This window comes from Pseudomonas sp. GL_117, assembly GCF_057835125.1.
On the sequence record NZ_CM174418.1, the window covers coordinates 3,987,243 to 4,000,335 of the forward strand.

A 13,093-nucleotide genomic window follows, 5' to 3' on the forward strand; every position below is an offset into this window, starting at 1 on the left:
TAACCCCCCCCAAGGCTTGACCCGCTACATGATCAACTCACGGCGAACTTCGCGACGATCTGCTTGAGGTCCACGGCGAGTCGGGACAGTTCCTGACTGGCCACCGACGTTTGCCCGGCCGCCGACGAACTCTGGATGGACAGGTCGCGGATGCTGATCAGGTTCTGATCGACGGACCGGGCAACATGGGCCTGCTCTTCCGAGGCCGTCGCAATCATCAGGTTGCGCTCGTTGATGTCGGTAATGGCCTGGGTGATCTGGGTAATGGCCACGCCGGCTTCATGGGCGACCTTCAGCGAATCCACCGCTTCGTTGCGATTGAGGACCATGGACGCCACCGCCTCGCTCGAACAGGCCTGGATTTTCGCAATCATCTGTTCGATTTCCTGGGTCGACGTTTGCGTTCTGTGGGCCAGCGCCCGCACTTCGTCGGCCACTACCGCAAAGCCCCGGCCCTGCTCCCCGGCCCTTGCTGCCTCAATCGCCGCGTTCAAGGCGAGCAGGTTGGTCTGCTCGGCGATGGAGCGAATCACTTCGACCACCCGGGCAATGTCCTGAGCCTGCTTGGCCAGGCCTTCGACTTCCACGCCGGTCTGCTGCACCGTGGCACTGAGTTTTTCGATCGAGGCGATGGTTTGCGTGACGCGCTCCTGGCCCACGCTTGCCGAGCGCTGGGAGTCTTGCGTCGACTGGGAAGCGGAAACCGCATTCCTCGCGACTTCCTCCACTGCCGCCGTCATCTCGTTGACCGCCGTCGCCGCCTGGTCGGTCTCCATGCTTTGGCGTTCGATGCCAGCGGTGGATTCACGGGTGATTGCACTCATTTCTTCCGCAGCCGAAGCCAACTGCCCGGATGCCTCCGAGATATGCTGCAAGGTGCTTTTCAGGTTCATTTGCATGGTGGCAGTCGAGCGTTGCAGCTCGGTCAGTTCGTCCTTGCCGTTGATGGCAATCGCCACGCGCAAATCACCGTCGGCGATTTTGCCGGTCGAGATCATCAGCTCACGCACCGGGCCAATGATGCTGCGGGCAAACAACCGTGCGACGACCACCGCGATCAATACCGAACTGGCCATCAGCACCCAAGTGAACAAGCGGGCCGCATCGTGTTCGCTCGCCGCGACTTGCACGGCCGCCTTGGACCCCTGTTCATTGAGCACAATCAGGTCATTGATGGAGCCCTGCACTTCACGGGCGATAGGGCCGTTGACGTCGCGCAGGTACACCGACATTTGTTCCGGGGAAAACGTGGCGGCTTGCGCGAGGAATTCATCCATTTTCTGGCTGTAATTCTTGATCTCGCTGAGTGCGTCGTTGTACTTGGCTTGCTCCTCGGGGCTCGACACCATCGGCGCATAGCTTTCGGCAATCTGCAGTACTTCGGCGCGAACAGCCTTGAGTTTTTCCAGGGAGGCCGGGTCCTTGTCAGGGAACTCCATGGCGTAACGACGCAGATCCAGGCGAAGTTTGTAGAACGTGGAATCTATCTGGCCCGCCAGGCGAATACTGGGCAGCCAGTTACTTTCGATTTCAACCGTCGACGAATAAACCTTATCGACTTTTATCAGCGTCATCGCGCCCTGTATTAACAGCAAGAAACAAACCACACCGAAGCACAATGTGGTACGAAAGTTCAACTTCAAGGATCTCATGGACATCGTGGCTCACCCTTCCCCTTGGTCGCATGGGACACGACCTGACGGGTTTAACTTTGTTTAAAAGTATGTGAAAAAAGCGTGAGCCGTCATGCAATTTTTTATTAATTAGCGCGAATAAAAATGACCCATATCATTGCTTAGCTAAACATCAGATTAAACGCGACTGCCTTGTGCCGATATTCACACCATCAGGCCATCGCGCGGTAACGGCAGCGCAGTTTTATAACGCACTTGTTTAAGGGCAAAACTGGAGCGGATATTCGCCACGCCCGGCACTTTGGTCAAAAAGTCCATCATGAAGCGCTCCAGTGACTGGATCGTCGGTACCAGCACCCGGATCAGATAATCCGGGTCACCCGCCATCAGGTAACACTCCATCACTTCCGGCCGATCCGAGATCGCGCCTTCAAACTGCTGCAACGCCAGTTCGTTCTGCTTCTCCAGGCTCACATGAATAAACACATTCACGTGCAGCCCCAACAAATCCGGGTCCAGCAGCGTGACCTGCTCGCGGATCAAGCCCAACTCTTCCATCGCCTTGACCCGGTTGAAACACGGCGTGGGCGACAGGTTGACCGAGCGGGCCAGGTCGGCGTTGGTGATGCGGGCGTTCTCCTGCAAGGCGTTGAGAATGCCGATATCGGTACGGTCCAGTTTGCGCATGAGACAAAATCACCTGTTTATTATGTTTATGCAGTTTTTTTATCCGCAAATGATCGCGAGCGCAACGAAACACAGATAAATATTCTCCTACGCCCCGCCTATGATTGTTGTAGGACAAGATTTCCCCTACCCGGGGTCTGACTGTCAGCTAGCGCGCCCACTACAAGAAATTCACAAGATAGAGCGTAGAAAGCCATGACCCAGCAGTACGAACCACTGCGCCTGCACGTTCCCGAACCCTCGGGCCGCCCAGGCTGCAAGACCGACTTCACGTACCTGCGCCTGACCGACGCCGGCACCGTGCGCAAACCCGCCATCGACGTAGAACCCGCCGACACCGCCGACCTGGCCAAGGGCCTGATCCGCGTGCTCGACGACCAGGGCCAGGCCCTCGGCCCGTGGGCCGAAGGCGTGCCAGTGGAGATCCTGCGCAAAGGCATGCGCGCCATGCTCAAGACGCGCATCTTCGACAACCGCATGGTGGTCGCCCAGCGTCAGAAAAAAATGTCGTTCTACATGCAGAGCCTTGGCGAAGAAGCCATCGGCAGCGCCCAGGCCCTGGCCTTGAACATCGACGACATGTGCTTCCCCACCTACCGCCAACAAAGCATCCTGATGGCCCGCGAAGTGCCGCTGGTGGACCTGATCTGCCAACTGCTGTCCAACGAGCGCGATCCGCTCAAGGGCCGCCAGTTGCCGATCATGTACTCGGTCAAGGAATCCGGTTTCTTCACCATTTCCGGCAACCTCGCTACCCAATTCGTACAGGGCGTGGGCTGGGGCATGGCCTCGGCCATCAAGGGCGACACCAAGATTGCGTCCGCCTGGATCGGCGACGGCGCCACCGCCGAATCCGACTTCCACACCGCCCTCACCTTCGCCCACGTGTACCGCGCGCCGGTGATCCTCAACGTGGTCAACAACCAGTGGGCCATCTCCACCTTCCAGGCGATTGCCGGCGGTGAAGCCACCACCTTCGCCGGACGCGGCGTCGGTTGCGGCATCGCCTCCCTGCGCGTGGACGGCAACGACTTCATCGCGGTGTACGCCGCCTCCGCCTGGGCCGCCGAACGGGCGCGGCGCAACCTGGGGCCGACGCTGATCGAGTGGGTCACCTACCGTGCCGGTCCGCACTCCACCTCGGATGACCCGTCCAAATACCGCCCGGCCGACGACTGGAGCCACTTCCCCCTCGGCGACCCGATTGCACGTCTCAAACAGCACCTGATCAAGATTGGCCAGTGGTCCGAAGAGGAACACACCGCAGTCAGCGCGCAGCTGGAAGCCGAAGTCATCGCCGCGCAAAAAGAAGCCGAACAATACGGCACCCTCGCCGGCGGCCAGATTCCAAGCGCCGCGACCATGTTCGAAGACGTCTATAAAGAGATGCCGGAGCACTTGAAGCGCCAGCGTCAAGAGTTGGGGGTCTGACATGAACGATCACAACAACAGTATCGAAGTGGAAACCGCCATGACCACCACCACCATGACCATGATCCAGGCGCTGCGCTCGGCCATGGATGTGATGCTCGAACGTGACGACAACGTGGTGGTGTTCGGCCAGGACGTCGGTTACTTCGGTGGCGTGTTCCGTTGCACCGAAGGTTTGCAGGGCAAGTACGGCAGCTCGCGGGTGTTTGACGCACCGATCTCCGAAAGCGGCATCATCGGCGTCGCAGTGGGCATGGGCGCCTACGGCCTGCGCCCGGTGGCCGAGATCCAGTTCGCCGACTACGTCTATCCCGCCACCGACCAGATCATCTCCGAGGCCGCGCGCCTGCGTTATCGCTCGGCCGGCCAGTTCACCGCGCCGCTGACCATGCGCATGCCTTGCGGCGGCGGCATCTACGGCGGCCAGACCCACAGCCAGAGTATCGAAGCGGTGTTCACCCAGGTCTGCGGCCTGCGCACGGTGATGCCGTCCAACCCCTATGACGCCAAGGGCCTGCTGATCGCCTCGATCGAAAACGACGACCCGGTGATCTTCCTCGAGCCCAAGCGCCTGTACAACGGCCCGTTCGACGGCCACCACGACCGTCCGGTGACGCCGTGGTCGAAACACCCGCAAGCGCAAGTGCCGGACGGTTACTACACCGTGCCGCTGGACGTGGCCGCCATCGTGCGTCCGGGTTCCGCCGTGACCGTGCTGACCTACGGCACCACCGTGTATGTGTCGCAAGTCGCCGCCGAAGAAACCGGCATCGACGCCGAAGTCATTGACCTGCGCAGCCTGTGGCCGCTGGACCTGGAAACCATCGTCAAGTCGGTGAAAAAGACCGGCCGTTGCGTGGTGGTGCACGAAGCCACCCGCACCTGCGGCTTTGGCGCCGAACTGGTGGCGCTGGTGCAAGAGCATTGCTTCCACCACCTGGAAGCGCCGATCGAACGCGTCACCGGCTGGGACACCCCCTACCCGCACGCGCAAGAGTGGGCGTATTTCCCAGGGCCGTCCCGTGTGGGCGCGGCGTTGAAACGGGTCATGGAGGTCTGAATGGGCACGCACGTAATCAAGATGCCGGACATTGGCGAAGGCATCGCAGAAGTTGAACTGTCGGTGTGGCATGTGAAAGTCGGCGACATGGTGGTTGAAGACCAGGTGCTGGCGGATGTGATGACCGACAAGGCGATGGTGGATATTCCCTCGCCGGTGCACGGCAAGGTGATCGCCCTCGGCGGCGAGCCGGGTGAAGTCATGGCCGTGGGCAGTATTTTGATCAGCATTGAAGTGGAAGGCGCGGGCAATGCCAAGGACGCGCCGGTGATAAAGGAGGCGCCCAAAGCGGCGCCCGTGGCACCTGTGGTAGAAGCCAAGCCCGCGCCGGCTGCCGTTGTCAGCAAACCCGCGCCGGCACCTGTTTGCCGTGCAGCCGACGAACGTCCCCTGGCCTCCCCGGCCGTGCGCAAGCACGCATTGGACGCCGGGATTCAGTTGCGCCTGGTCCAGGGCACCGGCCCGGCCGGGCGAATCCTGCACGAAGACCTCGACGCCTACCTCCAACAAGGCACAGCGAAGGCTTCAGCCACCGCCAACCCCTATGCCGAACGCAACAGCGAAGAGCAGATCCCGGTGATCGGCATGCGCCGCAAGATTGCCCAGCGCATGCAGGACGCCACCCGCCGCGCCGCGCATTTCAGCTACGTGGAAGAAATCGACGTGACCGCCCTCGACGAGCTGCGTGTGCACCTCAACGAAAAACACGGCGCCACACGCGGCAAGCTGACCCTGCTGCCATTCATCGTGCGTGCCATGGTTGTTGCGCTGCGCGATTTCCCGCAGATCAACGCGCGTTACGACGACGAAGCCCAGGTCATCACCCGCCTCGGCGCGGTGCATGTGGGCGTCGCCACCCAGAGCGACGTCGGCCTGATGGTGCCAGTGGTGCGTCACGCTGAAGCCCGCAGCCTGTGGGGCAACGCCGAGGAGATCGCGCGTTTGGCCACCGCCGCGCGCAATGGCAAGGCCAGCCGTGACGAGCTGTCCGGCTCGACGATCACCCTGACCAGCCTGGGCGCGTTGGGCGGCATCGTCAGCACGCCGGTGCTGAACCTGCCGGAAGTGGCCATCGTCGGCGTCAACCGAATCGTCGAGCGGCCGATGGTGATCAAGGGCCAGATCGTGGTGCGCAAGATGATGAACCTCTCCAGCTCCTTCGATCATCGCGTGGTCGATGGCATGGACGCGGCGCAATTCATCCAGGCCATTCGCGGCCTGCTCGAACAACCCGCCAGCCTGTTTTTGGAGTAAGTCATGCAAACGTTGAACACGACGCTGCTGATTATCGGCGGCGGCCCCGGCGGTTATGTGGCGGCGATTCGCGCCGGCCAACTGGGCATCCCGACCATCCTGGTAGAAGGCCAGGCGCTGGGGGGGACTTGCCTGAATATCGGCTGCATCCCGTCCAAGGCCTTGATCCATGTGGCCGAGCAATTCCAGCAAACCGTGCACCTCAGCCAAGGTTCGCCCCTGGGTATCGATGTGGATGTGCCGACATTGGACATCCGCAAAAGCGTGGCATGGAAGGACGGCATTGTTGACCGCCTGACCACCGGCGTTGCCGCACTGCTCAAGAAACACAAAGTGCAGGTGATCCACGGCTGGGCCAGCGTGGTCGACGGCAAGACCGTCGATGTCGGCGACCAGCGCATCCGCTGCGAACACCTGCTGCTGGCCACCGGCTCGAAAAGCGTCAACCTGCCGATGCTGCCGATTGGCGGGCCGATCATCTCGTCCACCGAAGCCCTGGCACCGACCCGTGTGCCCAAGCGGCTGATCGTGGTGGGTGGCGGTTACATCGGCCTGGAACTGGGGATTGCCTACCGCAAGCTTGGTGCCGAGGTCAGTGTGGTCGAGGCGCAGGATCGTATCCTGCCGGCCTATGACGCCGAGCTGACGGCGCCGGTAAACGAATCCCTCAAGCAACTGGGGATGAAGCTGTACCTCAAGCACAGCGTCACCGGGTTTGCCGACGGCCGCCTGCAAGTGCGTGATCCGAACGGCGAGACCTTGTCACTGGGCACCGATCAGGTGCTGGTCGCCGTTGGTCGCAAACCCAACACCCAGGGCTGGAACCTTGAGGCGCTGGACCTGGAGATGAACGGCGCCGCGATCAAGATCGACCAGCACTGCCAGACCAGCATGCGCAACGTGTGGGCCATCGGTGATGTAAGCGGCGAGCCGATGCTGGCGCACCGGGCCATGGCCCAGGGCGAAATGGTCGCCGAACTGATCAGCGGCAAGCATCGTGAGTTCACTCCGGCAGCGATCCCGGCGGTGTGTTTTACCGACCCGGAACTGGTGGTGGTCGGCAAGACCCCGGATGAAGCCAAGGCCGCAGGCCTGGACTGCGTCGTGTCGAGCTTCCCCTTCGCCGCCAATGGCCGGGCGATGACCCTGGAGTCGAAAACCGGCTTCGTGCGGGTGGTGGCACGCCGCGATAACCACCTGATCGTCGGCTGGCAAGCGGTTGGCGTCGGCGTGTCCGAGCTGTCCACCGCCTTTGGCCTGAGCCTGGAAATGGGCGCGCGCCTGGAGGATGTGGCGGGCACGATCCATGCCCATCCGACCTTGGGCGAAGCAGTGCAGGAAGCGGCGTTAAGAGCCTTGGGCCACGCGTTGCACCTGTAAAACCGAGGCGAGGCCATCGCGGGCAAGCCCGGCTCCCACAGGGCAATGCATTCAAAATGTGGGAGCTGGCTTGCCTGCGATGGCGGTGGATCAGCCAATACAGAGGCTGAAGGTGTCCACCCTGTGGCTCCCACACAAGCCAAGAATGAAGTATTGTTGCGCCCATTCAGAAAAAAACCGACTTGACCAAAGATAGAGGGTGTCATGGGTAACGAAAGCATCAATTGGGACAAGCTGGGTTTTGACTACATCAAGACCGACAAGCGGTTTCTCCAGGTCTGGAAAAACGGCGAATGGCAAGAAGGCACCCTGACCGACGACAACGTGCTGCACATCAGCGAGGGCTCCACTGCCCTGCACTATGGCCAGCAGTGCTTCGAAGGTCTCAAGGCCTACCGCTGCAAGGACGGTTCGATCAACCTGTTCCGCCCGGACCAGAACGCCGCCCGTATGCAACGCAGCTGCGCCCGCCTGCTGATGCCGCATGTGCCGACCGACGTGTTCATCGACGCCTGCAAACAAGTGGTCGCGGCCAACGAGCGGTTCATCCCGCCGTACGGCAGCGGCGGCGCGCTGTACCTGCGCCCGTTCGTGATCGGCACCGGTGACAACATCGGCGTGCGCCCCGCGCCGGAGTTCATCTTCTCGGTGTTCTGCATCCCGGTCGGCGCCTATTTCAAAGGCGGCCTGGTGCCCCACAACTTCCAGATTTCCACCTTCGACCGCGCCGCGCCACAAGGCACCGGTGCCGCCAAGGTCGGTGGCAACTACGCCGCCAGCCTGATGCCAGGTTCGGAAGCGAAGAAAGCCGGTTTCGCCGACGCGATCTACCTGGACCCGATGACCCACTCGAAAATCGAGGAAGTCGGTTCGGCCAACTTCTTCGGGATCACCCACGACAATAAGTTCATCACGCCGAAGTCGCCTTCGGTACTGCCAGGCATTACCCGCCTGTCGCTGATCGAACTGGCCAAGACCCGCCTGGGCCTGGAAGTGGTCGAGGGCGAAGTGTTCATCGACCAGCTGGACCAGTTCAAGGAAGCCGGCGCCTGTGGTACCGCAGCGGTGATCTCGCCGATCGGTGGTATCCAGTACAACGGCAAACTGCATGTGTTCCACAGCGAGACTGAAGTGGGTCCGATCACCCAGAAACTCTACAAAGAGCTGACCGGCGTGCAGACCGGTGATGTTGAAGCGCCAGAGGGTTGGATCGTCAAGGTCTGATCACTGCCCCAGCAACACCGCAGGACCAGTGTGGGAGCTGGCTTGCCTGCGATGGCGGTCTGTCAGTTACTGAATAAATTGACTGACCCACCGCCATCGCAGGCAAGCCAGCTCCCACATTTGTTTTCAGTGCTCTCAAGATTGAGTAGGGATATTCTGCGTAAGCTTCTTGCCCATGCTGATCCGCGGCTCCACCCCATACCCCAACGCCTCGTAGAACCCCGTCACCGCCTCGTTCCCGCCGGAAATCTGCAGGTTGATCTTCATGCAACCCAGGGCCGTCAATGCCTGTTCCGCATGGCGCACCAGCGAAGACCCCAGGCCATGCCGCCGATAATCGGCATGCACCGCCACTGAATACAGCCAGCCACGATGGCCGTCGTAACCGGCAAGAATCGTCCCGATCACGGCCTTCTTATCCGTGGCCACAAAAAACAGCCCATCGTTGACCGCCAGCTTCTTATCGATCGCCAGGGTCGGCAGGTTGTGCGCCGTGTCATACCCAAATGCCTCCTGCCACAACGCCACCACCTGCGCCCGGTGCTGGCGGTCGCGATACGGCCCGATGGGGTGGCGCGACAGCAGCGTCTTTTCCATTACCAGCGTCCGCTCGTTGCCGTGATAGACATCGCGCACGGTGTGAAAACCCAGCTTGGTATAGAACGGCTCGGCCGTCAGTGAAGACGGCACGTTCAATACCGTCACCCCGGCTTCTCGGGCGCGCCGTTCGATCTCGTTCATCAACAACCGGCCAATGCCCTGCCCTTGCAGCGCCGGATTGACGAATACCGAACGCACCACATTGGCGTCCAGCGCCGCCGTGGCGACGATGACGTCGTCCTGCACCGCCACCAGCACCACCCGGCGCGTCAGCAAGGCCAGGACTGCATCGGGGGTGAAGTTGCTCGCGACCCGGGCGATCACGTCTGCCGGGTAATCCTTCGCGTTGCTGCTGTGCAGGGCAGCCAGGATGACCTGGCTGATGCCCTCGGCATCGGCGGGTTGGGCGAGACGAACGGCGGTAGGCATGATTCCTCCTGGCTGACGGCGTTTTAGCAAACGCCACAATACCAATGTGGGAGCGGGCTTGCTCGCGAATGCGGTGTGTCAGTAACGGATGAGCTGGCTGATCCACCGCATTCGCGAGCAAGCCTGCTCCCACATTTTTGATTGCATTCCAGAGCTGGCAGCCGATTCGGTCGCGCCACCTCCCCTTTCAGCTTTCCCGGCTGAGCCGCCCCCTCGTTTCAGCCGGGATTCATCCCGCACAACCCACAAAATAGTCCCACAGCTCAACCTCATGGATTCGTGCACCCATGCAAACCACCAACACCGTCTTGATGATTCGCCCGGCGCGCTTTGCCTTCAACCCGGACACCGCGATCAACAACCGTTTCCAACGCCAGCCCGCCGACCCACTGAGTGCACAGCAGAAAGCGCTGGAAGAGTTCGACGGCTATGTCGACACCCTGCGCCAGCACGGTGTCGAAGTGCTGGTGGTGCAGGACACCCCGGCGCCCCACACCCCCGACTCGATCTTCCCCAACAACTGGTGGAGCAGCCACGCCGACGGCAGCCTGGTGCTGTACCCGATGGAAGGCCAGAACCGCCGGCTGGAACGCAACAAAGGCGTGCTGCAAGTGCTGGAACAACGCTTTGCGATCAACAGCACCATCGACCTCAGCCACCTGGAACAACAGAACATCTTTCTCGAAGGCACCGGCAGCATGGTGCTCGACCGTCAGCACCGCATCAGCTACGCCTGCCACTCCGGGCGCACCCATCACGACGCCCTGCGCCAGTTCGCCGAGCGCCTCGACTACCAGCTCTGCGTATTCCACGCCGTCGACCGCCACCACGCGCCGATCTACCACAGCAACGTGATGATGAGCGTCGGCCGCGACCTCTCGGTGGTGTGCCTGCAAGCCCTGCCGGATGCCGACGAACGCCTGGCCCTGGAACGCTCGCTGCGCGACACCGGCAAGGACATCCTCGCCCTCGACTTCGACCAGCTCGAAGCCTTCGCCGGCAACATGCTCGAAGTCCACGACCGCGACGGCCAACCGCTGCTGGTGATGTCGGCCAGCGCCTGGGGTGCCCTGCAGCCGGCGCAGCGTGCGCATGTGGAACGCCACACCCGGCCGGTGGTGGTGAATATCGACAACATCGAACGCATCGGCGGCGGCAGTGCCCGCTGCATGCTGGCGGAAGTGCATCTGCCAGCCCGTCCCTCATTTCAATAAGGAGTCTTGCCATGACCCGTTACATCGACGTCAATGACCTCAGCTACCTGGTGTCGCAAAAAGGCCTGCAAACCTGCATCACCGAAATGGCCGAGTACATCCGCGCCGACTACCTACGCTGGCAGGACTTCGAAAAGTGTGCACGCCTGGCCAACCATTCGCCGGACGGTGTGATCGAGTTGATGCCGGTGTCGGATGCCTCGCTGTACGCCTTCAAGTACGTCAACGGCCACCCGAAAAACACCCAGGCCGGCATGCTCACCGTGATGGCCTTCGGCGCCCTGGGCGATGTAGACACTGGCAAACCGGTGCTGCTGGCGGAAATGACCCTGACCACCGCGATCCGCACCGCCGCCACGTCGGCGCTGGTGGCGCGCTACCTGGCGCGGGACAACAGCCGCAGCATGGCGCTGATCGGCAACGGCTCGCAGAGTGAATTCCAGGCCCTGGCCTTCCACGCCATGCTCGGCATCAATGAAATCCGCCTGTTCGACATCGACGCCAAGGCCACCGCCAAGCTGGCGGCCAACCTCAAGGCGTTCCCGGCAATCAAGGTGATCCTGGCCAGCAGCGTGGCTGACGCAGTGAAAGGCGCGGACATCGTCACCACTGTCACTGCCGACAAGGCCTACGCGACCATCCTGACCGACGACATGATCGAACCGGGCATGCACCTCAACGCCGTCGGCGGCGACTGCCCCGGCAAGACCGAGCTGGACCGACGTATCGTCGAGCGTGCCCGCGTGATCGTCGAGTACGAGCCGCAAAGCCGTATCGAAGGTGAAATCCAGCACATGCCGGAAGATTCGCCGGTGACCGAGCTGTGGCAAGTGATCAACGGGCAAAAACCCGGCCGCGAAAACCCACGCCAGGTCACTTTGTTCGACTCGGTGGGTTTTGCCATCGAAGACTACTCGGCGCTGCGCTACGTGCTGGATGTGGCCACCGCCCTGGACGTGGGCAGCACCCTTGAACTGGTGCCGGACCTGGCCGACCCGAAAGACCTGTTTGCGCGTCTGGCCCAGCCGGTCGCACAGCAGAAAAAGCGCGCCTGAGACCGCTCTGGCCTGCCGCTTTGCGCAGAGGGTGGGCCAGATATTCAAGGAGCAAAAGCCGATTCAGCGGGTGTCACAGCCGATTCCGCTGCATTGCCTGTTTTAACAGCGCAATTCGCGCTTTATGCGAGGGGTAAACGACACAAAAAACGCACCACCATGAAGCATTCTCTCCGCCAACAAGAACGATTTGTTTCAACTCATTTACTGCCCTGACATCAATTACAAAATATAGGGACTACACCATGACTCCACTGCGATCACTCTTCGCTGCGTTGCTGTTGCCACTGTGCGCCACCGCCGCCCACGCCCAGGAGTGGAAAGAAATCCGCTTCGGCGTCTTCCCCGAATACCCGCCCTTCGAATCCGTGGCCGCCGACGGCAGCCTGCAAGGTTTCGACATTGATCTGGGCAACGCCATCTGCGCCAAGCTCGAAGTCAAATGCACCTGGGTGCACAACGAATTCGACGGCATGATCCCGGCCCTGCGTGCGCGCAAGTTCGACGCCATCATGTCGTCCATGGCCGTGACCCCGGCCCGCGAAAAAATCATCGACTTCACTGACCGCCTGTTCCTCAGCCCGACCTCGGTGATCACCCGCAAGAGCGCCGACTTCGGCGATACCCCCGAGTCGTTGAAAGGCAAGCAAGTCGGCGTTCTGCAAGGTTCGCTGCAAGAGGCCTACGCCCGTGCACACCTGGCCAAGCTCGGCGCGCAGATCAAGGCGTATCAGTCCCAGGACCAGAACTATGCCGACCTGCAGAACGGCCGCCTTGATGCGACCCTGACCGACAAGCTCGAAGCCCAACTCAACTTCCTGTCCAAGCCGGAAGGCGCCGACTTCAAGACCGGCCCGGCGTTCAAAGACCCCACCCTGCCGCTGGACATCGCCATGGGCCTGCGCAAGAACGACCAGGAATTGCGCGCGCTGATCAACAAAGGCATCGCGGCGGTGCAAGCGGATGGCACCTACGCACAGATCCAGAAGAAATACTTCGGCGATCAGGACATCTACAACGAGTAAGCCAACACCGACCCTGTGGGAGCGGGCTTGCTCGCGAAGGCGATGTGCCAGACACACATCCAGTGACTGACACTCCGTCTTCGCGAGCAAGCCCGCTCCC

11 protein-coding genes are annotated in these 13,093 nt (G+C 61.6%); 8 read left to right on the forward strand and 3 right to left on the reverse strand.

Going from position 1 to position 13,093, the window contains the following annotated elements; all coding sequences use genetic code 11:
- Positions 1 to 32: 32 nt before the first annotated feature.
- Both AC3ISR_RS17950 and bkdR read right to left on the reverse strand, forming a co-directional pair.
- Positions 33 to 1,658, reverse strand: a complete 1,626-nt coding sequence (locus AC3ISR_RS17950) for a methyl-accepting chemotaxis protein (protein ID WP_463983515.1) — start codon at positions 1,656 to 1,658, stop codon at positions 33 to 35.
- 180 nt (positions 1,659 to 1,838) lie between these two features.
- Complete coding sequence (gene bkdR / locus AC3ISR_RS17955; protein WP_192296704.1) at positions 1,839 to 2,321, reverse strand: Bkd operon transcriptional regulator BkdR; 483 nt, start codon at positions 2,319 to 2,321, stop codon at positions 1,839 to 1,841.
- A gap of 195 nt (positions 2,322 to 2,516) precedes the next feature.
- On the opposite strand from bkdR, the gene AC3ISR_RS17960 reads away from it, so the two are divergent.
- From AC3ISR_RS17960 to AC3ISR_RS17980, 5 genes are all read left to right on the forward strand, one after another.
- Entirely contained in the window at positions 2,517 to 3,752 is a 1,236-nt protein-coding gene (locus AC3ISR_RS17960; protein WP_192296705.1) for a 3-methyl-2-oxobutanoate dehydrogenase (2-methylpropanoyl-transferring) subunit alpha, read from the forward strand.
- A gap of 1 nt (position 3,753) precedes the next feature.
- On the forward strand, positions 3,754 to 4,812 hold the full coding sequence (locus AC3ISR_RS17965) for an alpha-ketoacid dehydrogenase subunit beta (protein WP_192296706.1): 1,059 nt from the start codon (positions 3,754 to 3,756) through the stop codon (positions 4,810 to 4,812).
- Positions 4,813 to 6,066 (forward strand): dihydrolipoamide acetyltransferase family protein, encoded by a 1,254-nt coding sequence (locus AC3ISR_RS17970; protein ID WP_192296707.1) that lies wholly within the window; start codon positions 4,813 to 4,815, stop codon positions 6,064 to 6,066. It begins immediately after the preceding gene.
- Between the two features lie 3 nt (positions 6,067 to 6,069).
- Entirely contained in the window at positions 6,070 to 7,446 is a 1,377-nt protein-coding gene (lpdA, locus tag AC3ISR_RS17975; protein WP_192296708.1) for a dihydrolipoyl dehydrogenase, read from the forward strand.
- A gap of 204 nt (positions 7,447 to 7,650) precedes the next feature.
- The gene (locus AC3ISR_RS17980) at positions 7,651 to 8,670 is read left to right on the forward strand and encodes a branched-chain amino acid aminotransferase (RefSeq protein WP_192296709.1); all 1,020 of its coding nucleotides are present in this window, start codon (positions 7,651 to 7,653) and stop codon (positions 8,668 to 8,670) included.
- A gap of 135 nt (positions 8,671 to 8,805) precedes the next feature.
- Here AC3ISR_RS17980 and AC3ISR_RS17985 read toward each other — a convergent pair whose 3' ends face one another.
- The gene (locus tag AC3ISR_RS17985) at positions 8,806 to 9,699 is read right to left on the reverse strand and encodes a GNAT family acetyltransferase (protein WP_463983514.1); all 894 of its coding nucleotides are present in this window, start codon (positions 9,697 to 9,699) and stop codon (positions 8,806 to 8,808) included.
- Positions 9,700 to 9,986: 287 nt separating this feature from the next.
- Between AC3ISR_RS17985 and ctlX the strand changes: the two genes are divergently transcribed.
- From ctlX to AC3ISR_RS18000, 3 genes are all read left to right on the forward strand, one after another.
- Entirely contained in the window at positions 9,987 to 10,913 is a 927-nt protein-coding gene (gene ctlX, locus AC3ISR_RS17990; protein ID WP_192296712.1) for a citrulline utilization hydrolase CtlX, read from the forward strand.
- A gap of 11 nt (positions 10,914 to 10,924) precedes the next feature.
- A complete protein-coding gene (gene ocd, locus AC3ISR_RS17995) occupies positions 10,925 to 11,968 on the forward strand; it encodes an ornithine cyclodeaminase (protein ID WP_192296713.1) in 1,044 nt (347 codons plus the stop codon).
- A gap of 245 nt (positions 11,969 to 12,213) precedes the next feature.
- Positions 12,214 to 12,993 (forward strand): ABC transporter substrate-binding protein, encoded by a 780-nt coding sequence (locus AC3ISR_RS18000; RefSeq protein ID WP_192296714.1) that lies wholly within the window; start codon positions 12,214 to 12,216, stop codon positions 12,991 to 12,993.
- Positions 12,994 to 13,093 lie beyond the last annotated feature (100 nt).

Excerpts from the sequence above, each read along its gene's own strand:
- AC3ISR_RS17980 (WP_192296709.1), top strand. The coding sequence starts at position 7,651 with ATGGGTAACGAAAGCATCAATTGGGACAAGCTGGGTTTTGACTACATC.
- AC3ISR_RS17985 (WP_463983514.1), bottom strand. The coding sequence starts at position 9,699 with ATGCCTACCGCCGTTCGTCTCGCCCAACCCGCCGATGCCGAGGGCATC.
- AC3ISR_RS17960 (WP_192296705.1), top strand. The coding sequence starts at position 2,517 with ATGACCCAGCAGTACGAACCACTGCGCCTGCACGTTCCCGAACCCTCG.
- AC3ISR_RS17965 (WP_192296706.1), top strand. The coding sequence starts at position 3,754 with ATGAACGATCACAACAACAGTATCGAAGTGGAAACCGCCATGACCACC.
- AC3ISR_RS18000 (WP_192296714.1), top strand. The coding sequence starts at position 12,214 with ATGACTCCACTGCGATCACTCTTCGCTGCGTTGCTGTTGCCACTGTGC.
- AC3ISR_RS17950 (WP_463983515.1), bottom strand. The coding sequence starts at position 1,658 with ATGTCCATGAGATCCTTGAAGTTGAACTTTCGTACCACATTGTGCTTC.
- ocd (WP_192296713.1), top strand. The coding sequence starts at position 10,925 with ATGACCCGTTACATCGACGTCAATGACCTCAGCTACCTGGTGTCGCAA.
- lpdA (WP_192296708.1), top strand. The coding sequence starts at position 6,070 with ATGCAAACGTTGAACACGACGCTGCTGATTATCGGCGGCGGCCCCGGC.
- bkdR (WP_192296704.1), bottom strand. The coding sequence starts at position 2,321 with ATGCGCAAACTGGACCGTACCGATATCGGCATTCTCAACGCCTTGCAG.
- ctlX (WP_192296712.1), top strand. The coding sequence starts at position 9,987 with ATGCAAACCACCAACACCGTCTTGATGATTCGCCCGGCGCGCTTTGCC.
- AC3ISR_RS17970 (WP_192296707.1), top strand. The coding sequence starts at position 4,813 with ATGGGCACGCACGTAATCAAGATGCCGGACATTGGCGAAGGCATCGCA.